This window comes from Arthrobacter oryzae, assembly GCF_030718995.1.
GTDB lineage: Bacteria > Actinomycetota > Actinomycetes > Actinomycetales > Micrococcaceae > Arthrobacter > Arthrobacter oryzae_C.
The window spans coordinates 4,543,728-4,568,558 of record NZ_CP132204.1 but is presented as its reverse complement, the minus strand read 5'-3'; the positions used below and the strand labels follow the sequence as shown (position 1 = coordinate 4,568,558).

21 protein-coding genes are annotated in these 24,831 nt (G+C 67.4%); 14 read left to right on the top strand and 7 right to left on the bottom strand.

Translation table 11 applies throughout. From position 1 onward, the window contains the following. The first annotated feature begins 137 nt into the window (after positions 1-137). The gene (locus Q8Z05_RS21050; RefSeq protein WP_305941450.1) at positions 138-722 is read left to right on the top strand and encodes a DUF4395 domain-containing protein; all 585 of its coding nucleotides are present in this window, start codon (positions 138-140) and stop codon (positions 720-722) included. Here the strand turns inward: Q8Z05_RS21050 and Q8Z05_RS21045 are convergent. Beyond that, a complete protein-coding gene (locus Q8Z05_RS21045) occupies positions 709-1,842 on the bottom strand; it encodes an ADP-ribosylglycohydrolase family protein (protein ID WP_305941449.1) in 1,134 nt (377 codons plus the stop codon). The genes Q8Z05_RS21050 and Q8Z05_RS21045 overlap by 14 nt on opposite strands. Before the next feature lie 219 nt (positions 1,843-2,061). Between Q8Z05_RS21045 and Q8Z05_RS21040 the strand changes: the two genes are divergently transcribed. The 4 genes from Q8Z05_RS21040 to Q8Z05_RS21025 all read left to right on the top strand — a co-directional run bounded on the left by Q8Z05_RS21040 (position 2,062) and on the right by Q8Z05_RS21025 (position 8,837). Then, positions 2,062-3,021, top strand: a complete 960-nt coding sequence (locus Q8Z05_RS21040; protein ID WP_305941448.1) for an MIP/aquaporin family protein — start codon at positions 2,062-2,064, stop codon at positions 3,019-3,021. A gap of 59 nt (positions 3,022-3,080) precedes the next feature. Then, positions 3,081-4,253: an exonuclease SbcCD subunit D gene (locus Q8Z05_RS21035; protein ID WP_305941447.1), complete on the top strand. Its 1,173-nt coding sequence runs from the start codon at positions 3,081-3,083 to the stop codon at positions 4,251-4,253. Further along, complete coding sequence (locus Q8Z05_RS21030) at positions 4,250-7,336, top strand: AAA family ATPase (protein ID WP_305941446.1); 3,087 nt, start codon at positions 4,250-4,252, stop codon at positions 7,334-7,336. Before Q8Z05_RS21035 ends, Q8Z05_RS21030 begins: the two co-directional genes overlap by 4 nt. Before the next feature lie 112 nt (positions 7,337-7,448). Beyond that, on the top strand, positions 7,449-8,837 hold the full coding sequence (locus Q8Z05_RS21025; RefSeq protein ID WP_305941445.1) for an MFS transporter: 1,389 nt from the start codon (positions 7,449-7,451) through the stop codon (positions 8,835-8,837). An 8-nt stretch (positions 8,838-8,845) separates the two neighbouring features. Here the strand turns inward: Q8Z05_RS21025 and Q8Z05_RS21020 are convergent, their stop codons facing one another. After that, positions 8,846-9,580 carry an IclR family transcriptional regulator gene (locus Q8Z05_RS21020; protein WP_305941444.1) on the bottom strand — a complete coding sequence of 245 codons (735 nt, stop codon included), beginning with the start codon at positions 9,578-9,580 and terminating at the stop codon, positions 8,846-8,848. A gap of 162 nt (positions 9,581-9,742) precedes the next feature. Here Q8Z05_RS21020 and Q8Z05_RS21015 point away from each other — a divergent pair, with 162 nt between their 5' ends. The 3 genes from Q8Z05_RS21015 (at position 9,743) to Q8Z05_RS21005 (ending at position 13,309) form a co-directional block, all read left to right on the top strand. Then, positions 9,743-10,279, top strand: a complete 537-nt coding sequence (locus Q8Z05_RS21015; RefSeq protein ID WP_305941443.1) for a flavin reductase family protein — start codon at positions 9,743-9,745, stop codon at positions 10,277-10,279. 55 nt (positions 10,280-10,334) lie between these two features. Then, positions 10,335-11,789 carry a 4-hydroxyphenylacetate 3-monooxygenase, oxygenase component gene (hpaB, locus tag Q8Z05_RS21010; protein WP_305941442.1) on the top strand — a complete coding sequence of 485 codons (1,455 nt, stop codon included), beginning with the start codon at positions 10,335-10,337 and terminating at the stop codon, positions 11,787-11,789. Between the two features lie 185 nt (positions 11,790-11,974). Next, positions 11,975-13,309 (top strand): MFS transporter, encoded by a 1,335-nt coding sequence (locus tag Q8Z05_RS21005; protein ID WP_305941441.1) that lies wholly within the window; start codon positions 11,975-11,977, stop codon positions 13,307-13,309. Positions 13,310-13,392: 83 nt separating this feature from the next. Here Q8Z05_RS21005 and Q8Z05_RS21000 read toward each other — a convergent pair whose 3' ends face one another. From Q8Z05_RS21000 to Q8Z05_RS20980, 5 genes are all read right to left on the bottom strand, one after another. Then, on the bottom strand, positions 13,393-14,220 hold the full coding sequence (locus tag Q8Z05_RS21000; RefSeq protein WP_305941440.1) for an alpha/beta fold hydrolase: 828 nt from the start codon (positions 14,218-14,220) through the stop codon (positions 13,393-13,395). Between the two features lie 4 nt (positions 14,221-14,224). Next, positions 14,225-14,554 carry a biotin/lipoyl-containing protein gene (locus tag Q8Z05_RS20995; RefSeq protein WP_043482513.1) on the bottom strand — a complete coding sequence of 110 codons (330 nt, stop codon included), beginning with the start codon at positions 14,552-14,554 and terminating at the stop codon, positions 14,225-14,227. After that, a complete protein-coding gene (locus Q8Z05_RS20990) occupies positions 14,547-15,599 on the bottom strand; it encodes an alpha-ketoacid dehydrogenase subunit beta (protein ID WP_371745897.1) in 1,053 nt (350 codons plus the stop codon). Before Q8Z05_RS20990 ends, Q8Z05_RS20995 begins: the two co-directional genes overlap by 8 nt. Beyond that, positions 15,592-16,560: a thiamine pyrophosphate-dependent enzyme gene (locus tag Q8Z05_RS20985; RefSeq protein ID WP_371745991.1), complete on the bottom strand. Its 969-nt coding sequence runs from the start codon at positions 16,558-16,560 to the stop codon at positions 15,592-15,594. The genes Q8Z05_RS20990 and Q8Z05_RS20985 overlap by 8 nt, the downstream gene beginning before the upstream one ends. 224 nt (positions 16,561-16,784) lie before the next feature. Continuing rightward, complete coding sequence (locus Q8Z05_RS20980; protein WP_305941438.1) at positions 16,785-18,170, bottom strand: amino acid permease; 1,386 nt, start codon at positions 18,168-18,170, stop codon at positions 16,785-16,787. Between the two features lie 172 nt (positions 18,171-18,342). Between Q8Z05_RS20980 and Q8Z05_RS20975 the strand changes: the two genes are divergently transcribed. The 6 genes from Q8Z05_RS20975 (at position 18,343) to Q8Z05_RS20950 (ending at position 24,810) form a co-directional block, all read left to right on the top strand. Next, entirely contained in the window at positions 18,343-18,813 is a 471-nt protein-coding gene (locus tag Q8Z05_RS20975) for an Lrp/AsnC family transcriptional regulator (RefSeq protein ID WP_305941437.1), read from the top strand. A gap of 146 nt (positions 18,814-18,959) precedes the next feature. After that, positions 18,960-19,670 (top strand): NUDIX hydrolase, encoded by a 711-nt coding sequence (locus tag Q8Z05_RS20970; protein ID WP_305941436.1) that lies wholly within the window; start codon positions 18,960-18,962, stop codon positions 19,668-19,670. Next, positions 19,667-20,980, top strand: coding sequence for a quinolinate synthase NadA (nadA, locus tag Q8Z05_RS20965; RefSeq protein WP_305941435.1), 1,314 nt, complete (start codon positions 19,667-19,669; stop codon positions 20,978-20,980). The genes Q8Z05_RS20970 and nadA overlap by 4 nt, the downstream gene beginning before the upstream one ends. Next, complete coding sequence (gene nadB / locus Q8Z05_RS20960; protein WP_305941434.1) at positions 20,977-22,716, top strand: L-aspartate oxidase; 1,740 nt, start codon at positions 20,977-20,979, stop codon at positions 22,714-22,716. The genes nadA and nadB overlap by 4 nt, the downstream gene beginning before the upstream one ends. Then, positions 22,713-23,657 carry a carboxylating nicotinate-nucleotide diphosphorylase gene (gene nadC / locus Q8Z05_RS20955; protein ID WP_305941433.1) on the top strand — a complete coding sequence of 315 codons (945 nt, stop codon included), beginning with the start codon at positions 22,713-22,715 and terminating at the stop codon, positions 23,655-23,657. The genes nadB and nadC overlap by 4 nt, the downstream gene beginning before the upstream one ends. Before the next feature lie 7 nt (positions 23,658-23,664). After that, on the top strand, positions 23,665-24,810 hold the full coding sequence (locus Q8Z05_RS20950) for a cysteine desulfurase family protein (protein WP_305941432.1): 1,146 nt from the start codon (positions 23,665-23,667) through the stop codon (positions 24,808-24,810). The last annotated feature ends 21 nt before the right edge of the window (positions 24,811-24,831 follow it).

Below are 24,831 nucleotides of genomic sequence, written 5' to 3'. Positions count from 1 at the left end.
CGGACGACAAGGGTTCGCTGGGCGGGATGCTACTGGGCGACGCGGTGCCTTCTCAGCGCTGTGATCCGCTCCCGGGCCCGCGGTCATACGGCGCAACAATCCTTTCGGTGCTGCCGGCGGACTCCTAGCCTTGCACCATGGGCAAACTTCAGGTCACCGACTCCGCCACTGTCACCACGGTTGATTCCATTCCGGCAGCAGGTGCTGAACCGGCGGCGGGTGGCAGGCAGGCCGGCGTCGACTGGCGCAAGCTGTTCGAATTCCCCAATCCGGTCAACGAGTATGCCGCCCGGATCACGGCGGGCCTGGTGGTGGTGCTTGCCGCCGTCACGCTGCTGACGGGTTGGGGCTGGGGACTTGCCCTCATTGCCGCCGGCTTCTGGCTCCGCGTGCTGTTCGGCCCCAGGATTTCACCACTGGCCCAGCTCTCCGTCAAGGTCCTGGCGCCTCGCCTGGGCCGGGTCAAGCTGGTCCCGGGCCCGCCCAAGCGCTTCGCGCAGGGTATCGGAGCGGCCATCTCGACTGCCGCGGCGCTGCTGTTCGCGGCAGGACTCGCTCCCGCGGCCTGGACCCTCCTGGCCCTGCTGGTCCTGGCGGCCTCGCTCGAGGCTTTCGCCGGGTTCTGCCTGGGGTGCGTGATCTTCGGTTTCCTTCAGCGCCGCGGAGTCATTCCCGAGGACATCTGCGAAGCCTGCAACAACATCACCCTCAGGCGATCGTAACCGCCACCAGCTGACCGGCCATTTCCCGGATGACCTCAGGGGCTTCCAGAGACTCCAGCCATTCCGCCGGCAGGCCCTCCTCCCCGTAGTAGGCACCCAGGATGTTCCCGGCGATCGAACCGGTGGAATCGCTGTCTCCGCTGTGGTTCACGGCCAGGGCAATGGCCTCGCGGAAGTGCGCAACGCCGGCGGCACTGGCGAGGACGCCGGCAGCTTCCGCTGCCGTGTCCCGCGGGGCCGCTGTGGCGAGGACCGCGTACAGGGCGATGGCGAGTGCTTCCTCGGCAACCCAGCCCTCTCCAAGCTCCCGCACCAGGTCTTCGGGACTGAGGAGGCGGCCGGTGGCCGCCTTCGGCCCGGAAACTGACGCGAGCTGCACTGCCCGCTCCAGCCGTTCAATGAGTGCCGGCTCGGCGTCGGCCTGTCCCCGCGCATGGTCGAGCGCGTATTCGGCCGCTTCATGGAGGCTTTGCCCGCCCATGAGTGCGTGGATCAGCAGGCTGAACGTTCCGGCACTCTGCCGAGCCGAACGGTGGCCGTGGGTCAGTGAAGCCGCATCCGAGCTCAGCTTGTACACGGCTTCGGCAGGAATATGCGGAACGAGCCCGAACGGCGCCGAACGCATCACCGTCCCGCATCCCTTCGACTCGGGGTTGACCGGGCGGTACACGGTGCCCATCTCACCGGTGGCCAGGCCGCTGAGGCAGGCATTTCCGGGTGCGCGGCGGTGCTTGAGGGCTGCCTGGCCGTCTATCCAGCGGGGTTGCGGAGCAGGAGCCGATGGCGGAACCGGCACCCCCTGCGTTGCAAGCCACCGCAGGTAGGCGAGCCACACGCAGGCGTTTGCGTCGGCAGCAGTACCGTCATTCGCCCATTCCAATGCCTCCACGAGGCCGTCCACCGTATACAGCGTCATCTGGGTGTCGTCCGAAAAGTTGCTGCCGCCGTCGAGCGCTGAAAAATCCAGCAGGCCCGCGGGGCCGAAACGGCCACGGATGGTGGAAATATCATCGAATTCCACGGCGTAGCCGAGGGAATCGCCCAGGGCGCCGCCCAGCAGGCAGCCATGGATCCGGGACTGGGGCGTCGGCGTCGTACCGGGGGAAGATTCGGTGCTCATAACTGTAAATTTACCCCGATCCTTGTGGCCGGAGCGGACAGGCGGAGTCCCCGGGCAGGTAACCCGGTCGCTGCCAGGGCAGGCCGCCCGCTAAGCTCGAATCCAGCAAGCGTCCAGACTCAGTTGGCAGAATAGGTCGGACAGAACATTGCCGGGCGCACCGACGCCCGCACGCGCCGGAATCGCCGGCCGGGCAACAAAGCAAAGGATTTCCAGAACATGACCTCCCCTGTGCCTGCACGCCAGACCTCAAGTCCCGATTTGCACGCCGCTCCGGAGGCTTTCACACCTGGGCTCGTGGCACGTTTGTCAGCGGAGGCCTTCGGAACCCTGTTCCTCGTGATTGCCGGGCTTGGCGTCCCGCTGTTCACCATTCCCCAGTCCAACCCTCTGTCCGCCTCGCTGGCAGCCGGACTTGCCGTCACCGCCGCCATGCTCGCCTTCGCCTACGTTTCCGGCGGCCACTTTAATCCGGCAGTGACCCTGGGCAACGCCATCGCCGGCCGCATCAGGCTGGCGGAAGCTGCGGCATACCTTGGTGCGCAGCTGGTCGGCGCCATCGCAGGGACGCTGGCACTGTTCGGAATCCTGCGGACTGTTCCCAAGATCGAAGACACCCGGGCCGCCTTTGACACCGTGACAGCCGGCTTTGGCGAGCATTCCATCATCCAGGCGCCCATGGCCGGCGTCCTCCTCGTGGAAGTACTTGGCGCTGCCATCCTGGTGGCCGTCTTCCTGGGCACCACGGCTTCCCGCAACACCAACAAAGCCGCCGCGCCCTTCGCCGTGGGACTTACGCTCGCCGTCCTGCTCCAGCTGGGCCAGGCAGTGGGCAACACGCCCTTCAACCCGGCCCGCGCCACGGCGTCGGCTATCTTCAGCAACTCCTGGTCACTTGAACAGCTCTGGCTCTTCTGGGTCGCTCCGCTGGTAGGTGCCGCCATCGCCGGCCTGGTGTTCCGCGGGTTCGCCGAAACTCCGGCGGCGGTGCCGGCCCGGGCGCACGGCGCCGGCGACGACGCTGAACTCGGGTCCGACGACGATCTCGACGACGGGAATTCCGACGACGACGTTTACGGCGATGCAGCGGCCGGCACTGCCGGTGCCCCGCAGGACGGCGCCGCCAGCTCCCCTGACGACGATGCACGCGACTTCTTTGACGGCAAGCGCGGACGCTAGTGCGGTCCCTGCCGTGTCTGTCCCGCAAAACTGTCGGTACCCGCGGATAACTTAAGAACATGCGGTTATTGCACACTTCCGATTGGCACCTGGGCAGGTCGTTCCACGGCGTCGGCATGCTGGATGCCCAGCAGGACTTCATTGACCAGCTGGTCGAATTCGTCCGCGCGGAGAAGGTGGACGTCGTCCTGATTGCCGGCGATGTCTACGATCGCGCCCTCCCCGGTGTTGACGTGGTCCGGCTGCTGGACGATGCCCTGGTCCGCCTGACGGACGCGGGAGCGCAGGTGGTCCTCACCAGCGGAAACCACGACTCCGCCATCCGCCTCGGCTTCGCCTCAAGGCTGCTCGAACGCGGCGGAGTGCACCTGCGCACGCGGCTCGCCGAACTGGACGTGCCGGTGCTGCTTCCGCTGGACTCGGCGGCGGACGGCCCGGTGCTGGCCATCTACGGCATTCCGTGGCTTGAGCCCCGGCTCGTCGCGGAGCAGCTGGGCGTTGAACCTGCCAGCCACTTCGAAGTGACGCGCGCGGCCACGGACAGGATCCGTGCCGATGTCGGCGCCCGGGCCAAGGACAGGGCTGTACATTCCGTGGTGCTCGCGCATACTTTCGCGAGCGGCGGGATCAGCTCGGACAGTGAACGGGACCTGAGCATCGGTGGTGTCGGCGCCGTCCCGCTGGACCTCTTTGACGGCTTCAGCTACGCTGCGCTGGGCCACCTGCACGGCCGGCAGGCGCTGTCACCGGCAGTCCGCTACTCCGGATCGCCCCTGGCTTATTCCTTCTCCGAAGCCAAGCACCGGAAAGGCGGCTGGCTGGTCGAAGCGGACACCACGGGCATCACCGACGTCAGGGAAATCCACTGGAAGGCTCCGCGGGCCCTGGCCGTGCTGCGGGGCACGCTGGATCACCTCCTTGCAGCCGAAGAATACGCCTGGGCTGAGGCAGCCTATTGCCAGATCACCCTGACGGACCGCCAGCGCCCCGCCCAGGCCATGGACAAACTGCGTGCACGCTTTCCGGACACGCTGGTGCTGGGCTTCGAACCGGAAGGCGCCGCCCCTGATGCCGGGACCAGCTACAGCAGCAGGCTCGCCGAGGCCGAGGACGACCTGTCCATCTGCTGCGGCTTCCTGGAGCACGTTCGCGGCCGCACCACTGCCGATGCCGAAGCGGTTGTCTTACGGGAAGCCCTCGAAGCCGTGCGCCTGGAAGAGATGTCACAATGAGGATCCACCGGCTCGAAATTTCCGCGTTCGGCCCCTTCGCCGGCACTGAACACATCGACTTTGACCGGCTCAGCGCCCATGGGCTGTTCCTGCTCAACGGCGCCACCGGCGCCGGTAAGACGAGCGTGCTGGATGCCATCTGCTTCGCCCTTTACGGCTCGGTGCCCGGCGCACGCCAGGACGGCAAGCGCCTCCGAAGCGACCACGCCGAGGCCGCCGCCGAACCCCGCGTGACCTGCGGGTTTTCCGCCAAGGGGCGGCACTTCGAAGTCTCCAGGATCCCGGCGTGGAACAGACCCAGCGCCAGGGGCAAGAACGGTTTCACCGAGCAGAAGGCCAATACCCTCCTTCGGGAACGCATTAACGGGCAATGGATCGAAAAGTCCGGGCGGAACGATGAAGCCGGAGCGGAAATCAGTTCAGTGCTGGGCATGGACCGCGACCAGTTCACCCGGGTCGTCATGCTGCCCCAGGGCGACTTCGCTGCTTTCCTCCGCTCCAAGCCCGCCGATCGGCTGGAACTGCTTCAAAGCCTGTTTGGCACGCAGCGGTTCGAGGCCGTTGAACAGGAACTCGCCCGGCGGGCCGCGGATGCCCGCACGGAGGTGGCCGGCCTCAACAACCAGCTGGACCTTCTGCTGGCGCAGGCGCGGTCTGAGGCGATACCGCCGGAAGAGGACGTGCCGGACGCCCCGCCACTGCCCGATGACCCCGACGACCTTCTGGATCGGCTGCAGGATACCGCAGCGGCGAGGGCCGGCATGTTACAGGACGCGGCAGACCAGGCGGCAGCAGGGCGGGATGAGGCTGTCCACCGCCTCGAGTCAGCCGCGGCGCGTGCGGCCCGGCAGGCGAAGCTCGCCGCGGCGGAACTGCGGCGATCAGCTGCCGAGGCTGCGGCGCCCGCACTCCGGGACAAGGCCCGGCAGCTTGGCCTGCACCGCAAGGCCGAAGTACTCGGCGGCCAGCTGCAGGCCGTCGACAAAGCGGAGGACGCCGAAGGACGGGCCGCCCGTGCTATGGCCGCGGCAGCCAGTGAACTGCACGCGGCGGTACTTCTGGACCCCGAGCTTGCCGCCCTGTCTGCCAGCAACGGGGCGGCCGGCGGCCGTCAAGGCAGCGGCAGCACGGGCGAGCCATCTTTCGACGCAGGAGTCCTGCGCAGCGAGCTGAGCCGCCTGCGGTCCCTCCGCGCCGTACTCGAGGAACGGCTGCCGGACGAGGCCGGACTCGCCGGGCTGGTGGCCCGCCGCACCGACCTTGGGCAAACGCTCGATCAGCTGAATGAGGCGAAGCGGGCCGGTGCAGCCGCCCTTGATGCACTGCGCGCGGAGGCGGCCGGGCTGCTTGCGGGCGTGAAGCCCCTTGAAGAACTCGCCGCCGAAGCCCGACTGCGGACCAAAGAGGCCGCAGCGGCGGAGGAACTGGTCGCCGTCGTCGGTCGCTACGCCACAGCGGCGCGGGTCAGTTCGGGCGTTGCTGAACGGCACTTGGTGGCCAGGGGCCACCACCAGAACCATCGCCAGCGGTGGCTGGACCTGAGGGAGGAACGGCTCGCCAACGCCGCTGCTGAGCTCGCTTCCCAGCTCCGGCCGGACGAGCCCTGCCCCGTGTGCGGCAGCCCCGGGCACCCCTCTCCGGCACCGGCGGCCACTGCCGCACTGGCCGTCGTTGAAGCGGAGCGGGCCGCCCAGGAAGACTGTGAGGCAGCAGAGGCGGTCCTTGCGGCGCTGGAGAAGGAACTAGCCGAAGCCCGGCAGCAGGTTGCCGTTTTGGCGGCTCAGGGCGGCGACACCCCGCCGGAGGAAGCCCGCGCGGACGCCGCCCGGGCGAAGGAACGAGCGGACAAGGCACTCCGGGCTGCTGCGGACCTCGCTCTCAGCCGTGCGCGCCAGTCGGAACTGGACGAACACATCACAGCCGCCGAGTCCACGCAGGCAGCCACCGATTCCAGCATTGCGAAGACGGAGTCCACGCTCACGGAGGTCCAGGACCAGGCGGATGCTTTGGAGGGTGCGCTGCGCAAACTCCGGGCGGGCTACTCCACGCTTGGCCAGCGGATCACCTCCCTCAAGAATTCCACGGCGCTCCTGGAACGAACGGACGCCGCCCGGACCACCCTCGAGCAGGCCGAACTGCGGAGCAAAGACGCCCGCCAGCAGCTGGATGAGGCGCTCCCGGCGTCCGGGTTCGAATCCGCTGCGGCGGCGCGGTCCGTCCTTCTTCCGGAGCCGGATGCAGCCATGCTCGAAGCCGCAATCCGGGCCGGCCAGGATGAGGCCGCCCGCGTGGGTGAGCTCTTTGCCAGCGAGGAACTCGTCCTGGCCGCCCGCGAGCTTGAAGCGGACGGCCCGGTGCAGGCCGCTGTCCTCGACCGGCTCCGGGCCGAGGATGCCGCCGCCGAACGGCTCGCCAGGCAGGCCGTTGTCGCGGCGGGACTCGCGGAGAAGTCGGTACTGACCGTCCGCCGGATCGCGGGGGATTACGCCCGGCTTGCGGCTTCGGGCAAGGCTCCCCGGGAGCGCGCGGCGCTGCTCACCGCGGTGGCTGAGGCCGCCCGGGGCGCCGGCGACAACACCTACCGCATGAGCCTGAACAGCTACGTGCTCGCGGCCCGGCTTGAGCAGGTGGCCATCGCTGCCTCGGAACGGCTCGTCGGCATGAGCGATGGCCGCTATACCCTGCAGCACACGGACGCCAAGGCCGCCCGCGGAGCCAAGTCCGGCCTCGGCCTGGAAGTTGTGGACCAGTGGACGGGCCACCGCAGGGATACGGCCACGCTGTCCGGCGGCGAATCATTCATGGCCTCGCTGGCCCTGGCGCTGGGCCTCGCGGACGTGGTGCAGCAGGAGTCCGGCGGAGTGGACATCGAGACGCTCTTTGTGGACGAGGGCTTCGGGAGCCTCGACGAGCAGGCACTTGAACAGGTGATGGATGCCCTGGAAGGGCTTCGGGACGGCGGCCGCGTGGTGGGCCTCGTGAGCCATGTGCAGGAAATGAAGCAGCGCATCAGCACCCAGCTTCAGGTGGTCAAGGGGCGGAACGGCTCCACCCTCCACATTTCGGACGACATCCCGGCCTGATTCCCGCGCTGGGCCCGGCCCGACGCACGTTGCCTCGGCTACAATTGAACAGTTACCGGGTCGCGCGCATCGGGAGGAGGGACGATGCGCACCTTTGAGTGAACCCGGAATAATGAGCACCTCAACCTCTTCGCAGGCATCCGCCGCACCCTCCGTTGCCGCAACCACAGCCGCACACACTGCAGCAACCGCTGCCGCACACACCGCCAATCCCGTCCCTCCATCAGGGCCAGGCGGCCGCTACGCCAGGCTGCCCCTCCTGGCCGGCAAAGGCTTTATTCCGCTGGGGCTCTTCGCCCGGCTTCCGCTGGCCATGCTGACCGTGGGCGCCCTGACTCTCGTCACGGCCGTGACCGGTTCGTACGCCGTTGGCGGAGCAGCAGCGGGGGCCGTGGGCATCGGCTCGGCGCTGGGAGCACCGGTCCTCGGCGCGTGGGCGGACCGGCTCGGCCAGCGACCGGTGCTGCTGTTCGCCGCCATCTTCAACACCGCCGCCGTGGTGGCCCTGATCCTCACGGCGTATCTCGTTCCTGCAGCCCAGGACCTTGCCGCCGCTGTGCCCGTGTTCGCCGCGGCGTTCGTGGCCGGCGCGAGCTGCCCCCAGGTGGGCCCGCTGGCCCGTGTCCGCTGGATGGCGCTGACTTCCGGGGCCGGGAAAGCGGGAACTGCACGCGATCTGGACGCGGCATTGTCCTACGAAAGCACCGCGGATGAGCTGACCTTCGTGCTCGGCCCTGCGCTGGTGGGCATCCTGGCAAGCCTGATCACGCCCTGGCTCCCGCTGGCCCTCGCCGCGGCCCTGACGCTCACCCTGGTTCCAGCGTTCGCCGTGCACCGCACCCACCTGGCCGTACCTTTGAGGGTGCGCCGGCGCGCCGTCTCTGACGCCGGCCCGAGGGGTGCAGACGGCACCGGCATGGCTGCCGTGGCGCTGCCCTTCCTGGCCATGGTGTGCATGGGAACATTCTTTGGTTCAACCCAGACCGGCCTGAGCTCCTTCTCAGCCAGCTTCGCCACCGCGGAAATTGCCGGGTTGCTGTACGCGGTGATGGGACTGAGCTCCGCCGCGGCTGCACTGAGCGTCGCCTACTGGCCACAGGGCTTTGCCCTGTCGGCACGCTGGATGGTGAGCGCTGTGCTGATGGCCGGCCTGGCGGTGCTCTTGTTGCTGCCGGCGTCAGCGCTCCCCATGGTGCTGGTCCTGCTGGTCCTGGGACTGCCGGTGGGGCCGCTGATGGTCACCGTGTTCGCCATCGGCGGGGCCATAGCCCCTGCCGGACGCCTGGGAACCGTCATGACGGCCCTCGCCAGCGGCATCGTCGCCGGCACCGCCCTGGGTTCCTCCGTCGCCGGGCAGTTGGCGCAGCACCAGGGGTATTCCGCGGCGTTTATGGTGCCGGTCTGCTCGGCAGCGGCGCTGTTCGTGCTGGGGGCGGCCGCAGCCGTCGTGCTGCGAAACGGCGCAATGCGCCGCAAGCCTGCCGACGCCGGCAGCCGCTGACCGGCGCCTTAGAGCAGCTGCTTCTCGATGCGGGCGGCACTTGAGGTCAGGGCCGCCGCCACTTCCGCCGGGTCCTGCGTTGAGCGGATATAGACGACGGCGATCGAGGCCGGCCGGCCGCCCGGCACGTTGATGGGGGCCGCCAGCGATGAAACCCCTGCAATGACTTCGTCGTGGCTCGCCGCGTAACCGAGTTTCCGGGCCTCTGCCGCCACGGCCCGGTACGGGATGTCCGGAGCCAGCGCGTTCCATTCCTGTTCGGTGAGCGCAGACTGGATGGCGATGCCCGGCGCGCCGGCGCTGATCGGATGCCGTGAGCCGGGGTGCTGGACCACGGTCGCCGCTGAGTGCCTGGGCTCCACGCTCACCAGGGTGATGCAGTCCTGGTGGTCCCACACGGCGACGAAGGCCGTCATGTTCAGGGAGTTGGCAAGCTGCGTGAGTTCCGGGAGGGCCGCCGACTGCAGATCACGTGAAACCCCGCGTGCCAGAACGGCCAGGCCGGGACCGGGCTGGACCCTGCCGGAGTCGTCCCGGACCAGCAGCGAGTGATCCTCCAGGGTGCGGAGTATCCGGTATGCCACGGAACGGTGGACGCCCATGGCGTCCGCAAGTTCCGCGATGGTGAGCGGATGCTCGGCTTCCGCCAGGATTTCCAACGCACGGATTCCGCGCGAGAGCGTCTGAGACGGGGAAGCCTGGGCGGTGGCGGCCGGTGCGCCGGCGCCGGCGGTCTGAGTCATGCTGTCCATCCTAGGCCGGGATCAGTGGCGCTCCGCCCGCGGGGTCTTGTGTTGCACCCCACTTTCGGCTAGCGTTCCATATGAGAACTATATGTTCAATTATAGAATTTCGCTACCGCATCCTCCTCCGGTCGATAGAGAAGCCAATCCAAGGGATCAACGATGATTGCCAAGCCCCGCTCGGGAGCAGCTCCCGCAGTGACCGGCCGGACGTCGGCGCCGAGGGCCCGCCACTTCCGCGGGAGCCTCGGCAGGTTTGCCACCGGCGTCGCCATCGTGACGTTCGACGGAGCCACCAGGCGCCACGGCATCACCGTCAATTCCTTCACGTCCGTGTCCATGGAGCCGCCGCTGGTCCTGGTCAGCATCGCCCGGAGCGCCAAGGCGCACGATGAGCTCTCCGGCCGGCCATTCGCGGTGAACATCCTCGGCGCGGAACAGCGGCACCTGGCAACGCATTTCGCAGGCCGTCCAGGGCCGGAACCCCGGTGGGTGGAAGGTGCAACGGCGCCGCGCCTCTCCGGCGTCCTGGCGTACTTCGCGTGCACGCCCTGGGCCGAATACGACGGCGGGGACCACACCCTGTATCTCGGGGAGGTGGTGGACTTCGACTACCGCAGCGGCGACGCCCTGGCGTTTGCCAACGGCGCCTACACCACCATTCCGGAGAGCTTGCTGGGCATGGAGGACCTCCTGTAGCCCGCCCGCAGCCGAGCAAACCCACTGCAGCTCAACGATGACTGGAGAAACAAAAATGGGAATCCGAACCGGACAGCAGTACCTGGACAAGCTCAACGGCATGACGCCGCACGTGGTGATCGACGGGGAAGTGGTCAGCCAAAAAATTGCGGAGCACCCTGCGTTCCGCAATGTGGCCAGGTCCTACGCGAAGCTCTTCGACATGCAGCACGACCCTGCGTACCAGGATGCGCTGACGTACACCTCGCCGTCCACCGGAGACCTGGTCAACGCGTCCTTCCTGGTTCCGAGGACCATCGAGGACCTGCAGCGCCGGCGCCGGGCAATCTCCACGTGGGCCGAATCCTCCAACGGCTTCCTGGGCCGCTCGGGTGACTACATGAACTCCTCCCTGACCGCGCTCAGTACCGCCGAAAAATGGTTCTCGCAGGCCGATCCCAGGTTCGCCGACAACATCCGCAACTACTACGAGTGGGCCCGGGAGAATGACGTCCTGGCCACGCACACGCTCATTCCGCCGCAGGTCAACCGCTCCGTGTCAGGCTCTGAACAAATGGGCGGACAGCTGTCGGCGCACATCGTCGAGGAGCGGCCGGACGGCATCGTGATCAGCGGCGCCCGCATGCTGGCCACCATCGCCCCCATTGCGGATGAACTCCTGGTGTTCCCTTCCACCGTGCTGCGGGGCACCCCGGATGACGCTCCGTATTCGTATGCGTTTGCCATTCCCAATGATGCTCCGGGCCTGAGGTACCTTTGCCGCACGTCGCTGTACAACGGCGGCAGTACCCATGACGAACCCCTGGCGTCGCGCTACGAGGAGATGGATGCGGTGGCCATCTTCGACAACGTGTTCGTGCCGAGCGAGCGGATCTTCATGCTCGGACACCCGGAGCTCTGCAACAGCTTCTACGCGGAGACGGGCGCGGGGGCGCTCATGACGCACCAGGTGGTCACCCGGACCATCGCCAAGAGCGAGTTCTTCCTGGGCCTGGCCTCCGAACTGGCGGAGTCCATCGGGATCGACGGTTTCCAGCACATCCAGGAGGATATTGCGGAGCTGATTATCGATGTCGAGATCGGCAAGGCGCTGGTCCGCGCCTCGGAAGCCGACGCCGGCCCCAATGAGGCGGGCGTGATGCTGCCCAAATGGACCACGCTGAATGCCGCCAGGAACTGGTATCCCAAGATCGCCCAGCGCTTCCCGCAGATCATCCGGAAGTTCTCCGCCTCCGGGTTGATGGCGCTTCCGGGGGAGGCTGACGTCAACAGCGGGGCCCGGGCGGACATTGACATGTACCTGCAGGGCAAAACCCTGACCGGCCCGGAGCGCGTGCGCCTCTTCAAGCTGGCCTTTGATGCCTCCATTTCGGGGTTCTCGGGCAGGCAGTCCCTCTATGAATATTTCTTCTTCGGTGATCCCGTCCGGATGGCCGGTGCCCTCGTCAACAGCTATGACCGCGAACCGGTCCGGGCGAGGGTGCGCGATTTCCTGAACCGGAAGGACTGACCGTCCCGCCGGCCCGGGTCCGGCCGCCGCCCACGAGGCAACGGAACGCGATCCAAAGATTTAGTGCGCTTTGTCACACATTCGAGTATCCTCATACCAACTGACCGTTCGATCGGTAATTCGTTCGACGTCAATCCACATTCGGCAGTAGCTTTCCCGGTACTGCCCACAGCCACGGAGTTCCAATGACCGCAACTTCACACGTCGATTCAGAGGCGGGTCCCAGCAGCAAGCATGAGGAACGCAAAGTCCTCGCGGGAACGCTGGTCGGCACCACCATCGAGTGGTACGACTTCTTCATCTTCGCCCAGCTGACAGCAACGCTGCTGTCCCCGCTGTTCCTTGCCCCGCTGAACGATTCCAATCCCGGCCTGGCGCAGATCCTGTCCTTCGCGCTGATCGGCATCAGCTTCCTGTTCCGTCCGCTGGGTGCAATCATCGCCGGCCACCTGGGCGACCGCCTGGGCCGCAAAGCCATGCTGGTCTTCACCCTCGTCATGATGGGCGCGGCCACTGCCCTGATCGGTATGCTGCCGACGTATAAGGACATCGGCGTCTGGGCTCCGATCCTCCTGATCACCCTCCGGATCATCCAGGGCTTCTCCGCCGGCGGCGAATGGGGCGGCGCGGCTCTGATGGCCGTTGAGCACGCTCCCAGGAGCAAGCGCGGCCTGTTCGGCGCCTACCCGCAGATCGGCGTTCCCGTCGGCATGATCCTGGCCACCGGGCTCCTGTACTTCCTCAACACCAGCATGTCCAAGGAAGCCTTCGGCGCCTGGGGCTGGCGCGTACCGTTCCTGCTGTCCATCGTGCTGATTGTGGTGGGCTACCTGATCCGCCGCGCGGTGGCCGAAAGCCCGGTCTTCAAGGAAATGATCGAGCGTAAGGAGAAGGCCAAGGCTCCGCTCGGACAGCTGATCAAGTTCCACAAGAAGTCCGTGCTCTACTCCACCATGATCTTCATCGGCAACAACGCGGCGGGCTACCTGCTGATCGCCTTCTTCATCTCCTACGCCACGAAGACGCTGAAGATGCCGGTCGCCGAGATTCTGCTGGCCACCACCCTGGCTTCGTTCGGCTGGCTGATCTTCACGCTCGTGGGCGGCTGGCTCTCCGACAAGATCGGCCGGGTCAAGACCTTCCTTATCGGATACGGCATTGTGTTCGCCTGGATGATCCCGATGTTTGCCCTGATCGACACGAAGAACATCATGCTCTACGGCGTGGCGCTCTTCGTGCTGACCATCGGCCTGGGGCTGTCCTACGGCCCGATGTCCGCCATGTATGCCGAGATGTTCCCGGCCAACGTACGGTACTCGGGCATTTCCATCGGCTACGCGTTCGGTGCGATCCTGGGTGGTGCATTCGCGGCCACCATCGCGGAGTCGCTGATGCAGACTACCAAGTGGACCGGCTCCATCGGCATCTACATCATGATCCTGTGTGTCATTTCCGCGGTCGGTGTACTCCTGGCCGGGGAGACCAAGGGCCGCCCCCTGGGCGTCAGCAGCCACCACTAATGGCAGGCTGACTGCAGCCTTCCTGACAGGCTCGACGGCGGGCACGGACCACTTCGGTCCGTGCCCGCCTTTTTGCGCCCCAACTAGACGCCCAGGAACTCCGTTGCCGCCTGCTTGAACGCCCTGCTGGTGATCACATTGCTGTGGTTCCGGCCGGGAATCAGCAGCTGCTCCACGAGCGCCCCTGATTTTGCGCCCAGTTCGGCGAGCTCCGGGATGGTTGCGGCGCGGTCATCCTTGTCGCCGGCCACCAGCAGCATGGGCATGTGCGGGACGGCTTCCGCCGGATCGAAGGGCTCGCCCTTGATCGCTTCCACCAGCGACAACAGTGCAAAGATATTGTTGCTGGGCAATCCCTGCGCCATCTTCAGCAGGCCGGCGGTGGACTCGTCAGCGATGGGCGTGCCGTCCGCCAGGTAGCGCTGCGCCGCCACCAGGTCAAAGGCCGCCAGCGGGTCTGCGACGTTGGGGCCGCCGAGCACCAGCCGGTGAACCAGTTCAGGCTGGGTGGCGCCGAATTCCCAGGCGAGCCGGGACCCCAGGGAGTAGCCGATCACATCGAGCCCGCTGGCAGGGTCGCCGTCCCGCAAAGGACGGACGCCGGCGTCGAACGCCACTTGCAGGAGGTCCGCGCGGATCCTGCTGGGGCTGTATGAGTCCATGTCTTCCGGGGCTCCGCTGCGGCCGTGGCCGGGCAGGTCCACGGTGATGACGCGGCGGCCGGCCTCCAGCAGGGCGGCCAGCCAGCCGGTGTCCTGCCAGTTCAGTTTGGTGGACGAGGAGAATCCGTGCAGCAGCAGGACGGGCCGGAGGCCGGCGTCCGACTCAGGCTCGTGCACCTCCACGTAAAGCTGGGGGTCGGTGCCCTCCACGGTGTGGTGGTGCTGCTCGCCGGTGTGCCTGCCGCTCATGGTGTCAGTCCTCATCAAGTACGGCGCTCAGGCGGACCCGGCGCTTCGGTGCCTCTTCCTTCGGGACCGTGCCCACGATGCCGGCAGTGTTGTCCGGCACCTCAAACACAATCAAGGGCTCGCCGACATTGATCTTGTCACCGGGCCCGCCGTGGATACGCACCACTTTACCTGCCTGCGGACTGGGCAGTTCAACAGCGGATTTGGTGGTTTCAACCTCCACGAGGGGCTGGTTCCGTTCCACCTGGTCACCGGGTGAAACCAGCCATTCCAGCACGGTTGCCTCGATGAGGCCCTCGCCGAGGTCGGGAAGCGGGAAGGAAATTTCAGCCACGGCGGTACTCCAATACTCGCTGGATGCCAAAGAGGATCCGGTCAACGTTCGGGATGTATTCGTCTTCAAGGTCCCCGGATGGATACGGGACGTCGAAGCCGGTGATTCGCTCCACGGGAGCCTTGAGGGTGTCGAAGCAGGCCTGGGTGATCAGTTGGGCCACCTCTGCGCCGAGGCCCGAGGTCAGTGGCGCCTCATGGACGACGACGGCACGCCGCGTCTTCCGCACGGACGCCGCCAGGGCGGCTTCATCGATCGGCTTGAGCCAGCGAAGGTCCAGGACTTCGACGTCGATTCCGTCCTCGGCGGCGAGCCCTGCCACCTGCAGGCACCGCGCCACCATCGCCCCCCATGCCACGAGCGTCAGGTGGCGGCCTTCACGCATGACCTTCGCGTCGGTGGGGGAGCCGCCGCCGGCCTCGGCATTGGCGAGGTCCACCTCGCCCTTTTGCCAGTACCGCGACTTCGGCTCCATGAAGATCACCGGGTCCGGCCGCGTGGCTGCGTACTTGAACAGGTGGTAGGCCTCGTGCGGGTTCGACGGCGAGACCACCTTGAGTCCCGGGACGTGCGCGAAGAGCGCCTCCAGGCTTTCGCCGTGGTGTTCGGGGGCTCGGATGCCGCCGAAGCTGGGAACCCGCAGCGTGATGGGCATCGGCAGGGTGCCGCGGCTGCGGTAGTTCATCCGTGCGATCTGGCAGACGATCTGGTTGATCGCCGGGTAGGCGAAGCCGTCGAACTGGACCTCCGGGATGGGGTGGAAGCCGGCCATCGCCAGGCCCACGGACATACCCAGGATTCCTGACTCGGCCAGCGGTGTGTCAAACACCCGGCCGCTGCCGTGCTTCGCCTGGAGGCCGTCCGTAACGCGGAACACGCCGCCCAGCCGTCCGCAGTCCTCACCGAAGACCAGCGTTTTCGGGTGTTCAGCCAGTACCTCATCGAGGGCACGGTTGAGTGCCTGCTGCATGGAAAGCTGTTCAACGCCGTGGCGTGCAGTTCCGTCGGCCATGTCGGCCCCGCTCTCAAGGGTTGCATTAGACATGTTCGGACTCCTCGCGCCAGTTAGCGGCCTGGGCCTGCAGCGCAGGGGTGGTTTCCTGGAAGACCAGGTCGAACATTTCGTTGCCGGGCCGGGACCCGAGTTCCTGGACACCGGCGCGGAGGAGTTCTTCTTCAGCCTTGGCAGCTGCCAGGGCTTCGGCAAAGAAGGCCTCGTCGGCGACCCCGTCGGCGAGCAGCCGCTTCCGGAACCGCTCCAGAGGGTCTTCCCCGGCGTCGTCGCGCTCTTCGTTGAGCGAGCGGTACCGGCCCGGATCGTCTGAGGTGGAGTGCGGGCCGCGGCGGTAGGTCATGGCCTCGATGAGTGCCGGGCCGTTGCCGGCGCGGGCGTGCGCGAACGCGTGCCGGGTCGCCTCGACCACGGCAACGACGTCGTTCCCGTCAATCCGCTGGGCCGGGATGCCGTAGCCGGCGGCGCGGGCCGCCACGGATCCGCCGGCCACCTGGTGCTCCGTGGGGACCGAGATGGCCCAGCCGTTGTTCTGTACGAAGAAGACGACGGGAGCCTTCATGACGGCCGCGAAGTTCATGGCCTCATGGATATCGCCCTGGGACGACGCGCCGTCGCCGAAGTACGTCATGGCCACGCCGAGCCTGCCGTCGGCGTTGCCGGCCAGCGTCTGCCCGTGGGCCCAGCCCACGGCGTGGAGCACCGACCCGCCAACCACGGCCTGGATCGGAGCCAGCCGGGACTCCAGCGGGTTGTAGAGTCCGCCGTGCCAGGTGGCCTTGTGGGTGGACATGTACGCCACCATGTCCACTCCCATGGCCCGGGCCACGCCCATTTCGCGGTAGGTGGGGAAGACGAAGTCGCGGGTGGTGTCCACGGCGTAGCCGCTGCCCACCTGGGCGGCCTCCTGGCCAAGTTCCGGGGCGTAGCCCGGGATGAGCCCCTGGCGCTGCCAGGCGATGGCTGAGGTGTCCAGATGCCGGACGGCCGCCATCAGCGAATACAGTTCGCGAAGCTGCTCGGCGGACAGGGGTTCGGGAAGTGGTCCCGACAGCTGCCCGGCGTCGTTGCTGCTGAACGGGGAAGGCGAGGTATCCATGATTGTGACCCTAGTCACCGGCGGAAGGCTGGGCAATCAGCCCAGGTTGGACCGGGCAGATTGCCGAAAGCTGCCAAGGATGTGGCTGCATCGCATAGCAGTTTGTCCAGCTGGGGTGCCTACCTCGCCGCCCTGTCCTGGCGTGACGCCGACACCTTGGCGCCGATCCTGCAGGCCGCGGCAATGGCGGCGACAAGGATGATGGTGCTCACCAGCTGGCGGCTGCTCTCGGCACTGCTGAAGCCCACGGCGAAGATCAGCGCCAGGAGGACCAGCCCGAAGATTGTCAGGCCCGGGAAACCCTTCATCCGCAGCGGAAGCTCGGTGCCCTCGCGGTCCGCCCTGCGGCGCAGGATCAGCTGGGAGACCAGGGCGGAGCCCCACACCATGAGGCAGGTTGAGCCCACCAGCTGGAAGAGTGCCGGCAGGATCTGTTCAGGGAACAGGAGCTCCAGGACGGCGGCCAGGAAGCCGAAGGCAACTGACACTCCTACGGCAACCACGGGCACCCTGGCCTTGTTCAGCCTCGACAGGAAGCCCGGTGCTTCGCCGCGTCCGGCCAGGGAGTAGATCATGCGGGAGGCGCCGTACAGGTTTGCGTTGAGGGCGGACAGCAGCGCAATGACGGCCACCAGGGTGATGGCGGTGCCCGCTCCCGGGATCCGGGCGGCGTCAAGGACGCCGGCGAACGGCGAGGCCAGGGATTCGGAGGTCGCAGGCAGGACGGCGGCAATGACAAAGACGGAGCCGATGTAGAACACCAGGATCCGCCACAGCACCGTGCGGATGGCCTGGCCCACGCTGTGGCGGGGGTTCTCGGTCTCGGCGGCGGCAACGCTGACGATCTCGGTGCCGCCAAAGGCGAAGATGACCACGAAGAGCGCGGTGGCGATTCCGCCGAGGCCTGCCGGGGCGAAGTCGTTGGTGATGTTGCCCAGGCCCGGGCTTGCTACGTCAGGCAGCAGGCCAAGGAGCAGGGCTGTGCCGATGCCCAGGAACATCAGGATTGCGGCCACCTTGAGGATGGCGAACCAGAACTCGAATTCGCCGAAGTTGTTGACGCCCGCCAGGTTGATGGCGGTGAAGAGGGCCATGAACACCAGTGCCATGACCCAGACGGGCACTACCGGCCAGACCGTGAACAGAAGGCCGGCCGCGCCGAGGGCCTCCGCCGCAATCACCACTACCAGTTGCAGCCACCACAACCACCCCACTGTGGCGCCCGCAGTCCTGCCCATTGCCTTCTCCGCGTAGACGGAGAACGCGCCGCTGTTCGGATTGGCGGCGGCCATCTCGCCCAGCGCCCACATCACCAGGATGATGAGGGTGCCGGCCACGAGGTAGGAGATCAGGACGGCGGGTCCGGCGGCCTGGACGCCCGCTCCCGAGCCGAGGAAGAGTCCGGCCCCGATGGCGCTTCCCAGCCCCATCATGGTGAGCTGGCGGGGTTTCATGCTGTGGCCGAGCGAAGTGGATGGGCGCTCTGCGGTGGACTTCATCGTCATGCTTGCGAACCTTCTTGTGGTCGGTGGTTGGTCCTTTTGGGACATATTGAATTTACCGTCCCGAGCCGGCCCTTCCGCGCAGCTTCCGTGAGAATATGGTGGCAGTTTGCGGATTGATTTCCGTTTTTTGTGGCGATTTGTAAGCCGGATGGCGGATCTGAGGGGGACTTCGATGAATGTGGACGCAATGGACGCCAAAATTGTCCGATTCTTTACCGATTCACCCAGGGCCTCGGTGCTCGAAGCCTCGCGGGTCCTGAAGATCGCCCGTGCCACGGTGCAGTCGCGGCTCGACCGGATGGCGGACGCCGGCGTGATCGGTTCATGGGTTCCGCAGCCGGACCCCTCCCGCTTCGGCTACCCCGTGGTGGCGTTCTGCTCGCTCACCATCAACCAGGACCTGGGCCACGACGCGGTGGTGGAGGCGCTGGCCCGCATCCCTGAACTGATCGAGATCCACACGGTTTCCGGAAGTTCAGACCTCATGGCCCGGATCGCGGCACGGTCCAACCCGGACCTGCAGCGGGTCCTGGACGCCATGATCGCCACGAAGACCGTGCTGAGGTCCTCGTCCGTGATCGTCCTCAACACCCACTTCCAGGGGCGTACGCTGCCGTTGCTCGAGGCCGCCGCCGGAATGTGACCTGCCGCATTTTGCGCAGGCGGCCGGCAGCCGTACCATTAGTTCTAGTCATGTTGACTATAACTAGCCGGAGGGGCCCGCGGGCGGGACCACAGGCTGAAGCCCAGGGGCGCCGCTTCGGCGCGAGGAAAGCGGGGTGGACCGCCGTGTACACGAGCTCTTTCAACGTTGCCGAGCGGCAGTCCGCACCGCCGTCGCTCGCTATTTCCACGGTGATCTTCGCCCTCCGCCCCAGCGAGAAGACCGGGCGGCCCACGCTCTGGCTCCCGCTGGTGCGACGGATCCGGGAGCCCTTCAAGGACCTGTGGGCGCTGCCCGGAGGCCCGCTGACCCACGCTGAATCCCTGCAGGACGCCGCATCGCGGAACCTGCGGGAAACCACCGGACTGGCGCCAAACTACCTGGAGCAGCTGTACGCCTTCGGCGGCCTGCACCGCTCTCCGACGCAGCGCGTGGTGTCCATCGTGTACTGGGCGCTGGTCCAGCCCACGGAAGCCGCGCTCGCCGACGAGTCCGAAAACGTCAAGTGGTTCCGGGCCGACCGCCTGGGAGACCTGGCCTTCGACCACAATGCCATCGTGGACTACGCCCTCGGGCGCCTGCGGAACAAGCTGGCCTACGGTTCGGTGGCCTACCACCTGCTGGGGGAGTACTTCACCCTGGCCCAGGTCCGGGAGGTCTACGAAGCCGTCCTTGACCGCGAGCTGGATCCGGCGAACTTCCGCCGCCAGCTCAAGTCCACGCCGGAAATCGAAGAAACCGGCGAATACCTGCAGGGCGGAAAACACCGCCCTCCCCGCCTCTACCGCTTTACCGGCCGCCCCGGCCTTGACCCAGATAACAGGAGCACACCATGAGCAGCGTCAACACGGCAATCCAGTTGATCACTCGCGAACAGGCCGCCAGCAGTGCCACAGCCATCGCGGCAGGCGCTTCGACCTGCAGCCCGGCGCTGGCCCGCGGGCCCTGGGACTACGACCTCGCAGAGGCCCTCGCCGGTGTGCCCGCTTACGGTCCGGGCGCGTCCAGCGCAGATATCGCCCCTGCCGCCACCCCGCGCCAGGGCCAGCTGCCCGAGGAATACAAAAAGGCCACGGACGCCGAACTGGACGTCCGCATCCGGGCGGCCAAAGCTGCCCTCGGGGACAAAGCCGTCATCCTGGGACACTTCTACCAGCGCGACGAGGTCATTGAGTACGCCGATTTTGTGGGTGACTCGTTCCAGCTGGCCAATGCCGCACTGACCAAACCGGACGCCGAAGCCATCATCTTCTGCGGCGTGCACTTCATGGCGGAAACCGCGGACATCCTGTCCAACCCCGGCCAGGCCGTCATCCTGCCGAACCTCGCCGCCGGCTGCTCGATGGCGGACATGGCCGACATCGATTCCGTGACCGAATGCTGGGAGCAGCTGGAAGAGCTCTACGGCACAGAACCCGACGCCGACGGCCGGGTTCCGGTCATCCCCGTCACCTACATGAACTCTTCCGCAGCGCTCAAGGGCTTCTGCGGGGAGCATGGCGGCATCGTCTGCACATCCTCCAACGCCGCCACGGTCCTCGAGTGGGCCTTTCAGCGGGGCCAGCGGGTCCTGTTCTTCCCGGACCAGCACCTGGGCCGCAACACCGCCAAGGCCATGGGTGTGCCGATGGAGCAGATGCCCATGTGGAACCCGCGCAAGGACCTCGGCGGCAACGACGAACAGACCCTGCTCGATTCCCGCGTCATCCTCTGGCACGGCTTCTGCTCGGTGCACAAGCGCTTCAACGTGGGGCAGATCGAAAAGGCCCGCGCCGACTTCCCCGGCGTCAACGTGATCGTCCACCCCGAGTGCCCCATGGAGGTTGTGGACGCCGCAGACTCCGCCGGGTCCACCGACTTCATCAAGAAGGCCATCGCCGCCGCCACCGAGCCCACCACCTTTGCCATCGGCACGGAGATCAATATGGTCAACCGGCTGGCGGCAGAGTACCCGCAGCACACCATCTTCTGCCTGGACCCGGTGATCTGCCCCTGCTCCACCATGTACCGGATCCACCCCGGCTACCTCGCGTGGGTTCTGGAAGCGCTGGTCAACGGCGAAGTCCTCAACCGCATCACCGTGGACGACGACGTCGCTGCACCGGCACGGGTGGCCCTGGAGCGGATGCTGGCGGCGCGGCCGTGACCAGGCCCGGTACGGTATCCGGCGGCACTGGCCGCCGGCCGCTCCGCCGCCTCGTGGTGGTGGGCAGCGGCATCGCGGGACTCTACGCAGCGCTCCAGGCGGCAGACGCGGAAGGGGGCGGCGCGGCTGAGGTTGTGCTGCTGAGCAAAGGGCAGCTGGAACACAGCAACACCTTCTACGCGCAGGGCGGCATATCCGCCGTGCTGGAACCCGGCGAGGCCGCCCCCGGCGACTCCGTGGAGGCCCATATCGCTGACACGCTGGCAGCCGGCGCGGGACTGAACAACCCCGACGCCGTTCGGGTCCTCTGCACGGAAGCAGCACAGGACATCGCCGGGCTGCGGCGCTTCGGAGTCACCTTCGACGCGAATGCCCAGGGGGGCACCTCGCTGGGGCTGGAAGCTGCCCACTCAGCGCCGCGCATCCTGCACGCCGGCGGGGACGCCACCGGCGCCCGGATTGCCCGCGGACTGATTGCCGCCGTCCTGGAACGGGCGGTGTCCGGCCACCTGCGCCTGGAAACCGGCGCATTTGTCACGGAACTGACGACGGCGGACGGCCGGGTGACCGGTGTGGAGTACCTGCAGAACGGCGAACCCCGGAACATGCCTGCCGACGGCGTGCTGCTCGCCACCGGCGGGGCGGGCAGGATTTTCGCCCGCACCAGCAATCCCTCGGTTGCCACTGCGGACGGCCTGGCGCTGGCCTGGCGCGCAGGCGCCGCGGTGAGCGATCTGGAGTTCTTCCAGTTCCACCCCACCACCATGGCCATGCCCGAAACGGCAGGCGGTCCGCCGCCCCTGCTGGTCTCCGAAGCCGTCCGCGGCGAAGGAGCACTGCTGCTCGATGCCGACGGCCGCCGCTTCATGCCGGACTACCATCCGGACGCCGAACTGGCACCGCGCGACGTCGTCTCCCGCAGCATCGCGCTGCACCTGGCCCGGACGGGGGCACCGGCAGACACCCCGGTGTACCTGGACGCCCGGGGGATTGAAGCGGCCAACGGCTCCGGCTTCCTGGCACGCCGCTTTCCCACCATCAATGCCGCCACGAAGGCGGCAGGCTACGACTGGACCGCGGAACCGCTTCCGGTGTCCCCGGCGGCCCACTACTGGATGGGCGGGGTGGTGACGGACCTGGCCGGACGGACTTCTGTGCCGGGACTCTACGCAGCCGGTGAGGTGGCCTGCACCGGGGCCCAGGGCGCCAACAGGCTGGCCAGCAACTCGCTGCTCGAAGGGCTGGTCTTCGGGCGGCGCGCCGTGGAGTCCTTCCTTTCACCCGGGCCGGGCTGGGTGTCGCACGACAGCACTGCTCCGCGTGCTGTCTCGGCCGCGGGCGGCCTCCCCTTGACGCACGCTTCCACAGCCCTGTCGCGCGACTTCGCCGGGGGAGCAGCCCCAGCAGCGGCGCCCGAAGGTGTTGTTAATTCTGTGCCTGATCCCGGGGCGTTTTCCCGCGAAGCCCTTGGGCGGTTGATGACCGGTGCCGCCGGGGTGTTGCGGACCGGGGCGGAACTTGATGCTGCTGCCGCCCAGCTGGCTGAGTGGGCCGGGTCCATGAATCCGCCTGAGCCTGGGGACCCGCGCGAGCACGAGGACCGCAATTTGTTGCTGGCAGCGCGGCTGCTCGTGGCGGCCGCCCGGAGCCGGACCGTATCCGTGGGCGCCCATTACCGGGCCGACACGGACCCGGCGCCAGCCCCAACCCATTCGATGCAAAGGATTTCCTCATGACCACCACCGCCCAGGAAAAGCCGGCCGTGGCCGCCGTCGAACTTGTCGGCAGCCTTCCCGACGCCGCCGTACTGGGGGTGCTGCGTGCTGCGCTCGCCGAGGACGCCCCCTACGGCGACATCACCTCCCAGGTCCTCATCCCGGCGGACGCGCGGGCGACGGCGGTTCTCAACGCCCGCGTTCCCGGCGTCCTCAGCGGGGGAGCCGTGTTTGCCGCCGCCATGAAGCTCACCGACCCGGACGCCGTCGTCGAACTGCTGGTGGCAGACGGTCAGAGGTTCGGCCCGGGTACGCCGCTGGCCAGGGTGACCGGCAACGGCCGGGCAGTCCTGCTGGCGGAGCGCGTGGCACTGAACCTGGTCCAGCGGATGAGCGCGATCGCCACCAGGACAGCCGAATTCGTGGACCTCGTCCAGGGAACCAAAGCCCGGATCACCGACACCCGGAAGACGACGCCCGGCCTGCGCGTGCTGGAGCGCTACGCGGTCCGCTGCGGCGGCGGCGCCAACCACCGTTTCAGCCTGTCCGACGCCGTGCTGGCCAAGGACAACCACCTCGCGGTGATCACCGGCGGAGACCCGGCTAAACTCACCGCGGTGCTCAGGGCGGCCAAAGCGCAGCTCGGCCACACCACTCACTTCGAAGTCGAAGTGGACCGGATGGACCAGGTGGAACCCGTTCTTGCCGCCGGAGTGGACACCATCATGCTGGACAACTTCACGCTCGAGGACCTGGCCGCCGGCGTGGCCCTGGTGGACGGGCGCGCCAGGGTGGAAGCCAGCGGCAACGTCAACCTTGAAACGGTGGCAGCGATCGCCGCCACCGGAGTGGACGTCATTTCCATCGGCGGCCTCACCCACAGCGTCATCGCCCTCGACCTGGGCCTTGACATTGAACTGCTGGACATTGAACCGACGGACATTGAACTGACGGTGGGCTGAACCGGCCATGATCTTCCTGGATGCAGCGGCCACCACGCCGGTCCGCCGCGAAGTGCTGGAGGCCATGTGGCCGTACCTCACCGGCGACTTCGGAAACCCGTCGAGCCACCACTCGCTGGGGGAGTCCGCGGCCACGGCGCTCGCGGGCGCCCGGACTGCCACCGCCAGGGCGCTGAACTGCCGACCCGCGGAGATCACCTTCACCTCCGGCGGCACCGAAGCTGACAACCTCGCTGTGAAAGGCATCGCCCTGGCCCGGCAGGCCGCGGACCCTGTCCTCAACCGCGTGGTGATCAGCGCCGTCGAACACCCCGCCGTGGAGGAATCGGCCCGGTACCTCGAACGGTTCCACGGCTTTGCCGTGGACATCGTCCCGGTGGACGGCTTCGGACAGGTCACCACCGCAGCACTCGCGGCTGCCCTCCGCCCGGAAACCGCACTGGTCAGCGTGATGTACGCGAACAACGAAGTGGGAACGGTCCAGCCAATCCGGGAGCTCGCCGCCCTCAGCCGTGAACGGGGCATCCCGTTCCATACAGATGCAGTCCAGGCCGCGGGCTGGCTGCCGCTGGACACGAAGGTCCTTGGCGTGGACGCCATGAGCATCTCGGGTCACAAACTGGGCGCGCCGAAAGGCAACGGGGCGCTGTACGTGCGGAGCCGCACCCGCATTGAACCGCTGCTTCATGGCGGCGGGCAGGAACGCGGACGCCGCTCCGGAACAGAGAATGTTGCAGGCGCCGTGGCCCTGGCCACGGCACTGGCGCTGGTCCGCCCCGGTCAGGAGCACGTCGCTGCGCTCCGGGGCGACTTCATCCGCGAGGTGCTTTCCGGAGTGCCCGGCGCGCAGCTGACGGGACACCCTGCGGAGCGGCTGCCTTCGGTGGCTTCGTTCTGCTTCCCGGGAACCAGCGGGGAATCGGTGCTCCTGGAGCTGGAGCGGCAGGGGGTGGTGTGCTCCAGCGGCTCCGCGTGCGCAGCCGGATCGGATGCCGCCTCGCCGGTGTTGCTGGCGATGGGCATTCCCGCAGACGTCGCCCAGACCGCGGTCAGGTTCAGCTTTGATGCATCGGTGACCGCGGCGGAACTGCACGAGGCGGCAGCAGCCGTTCGGAGCGCCGTGGGAAGCGTGCTGGCGCTCGGCATCCGCTAACCGCATCCCGGCGTGGGTCGC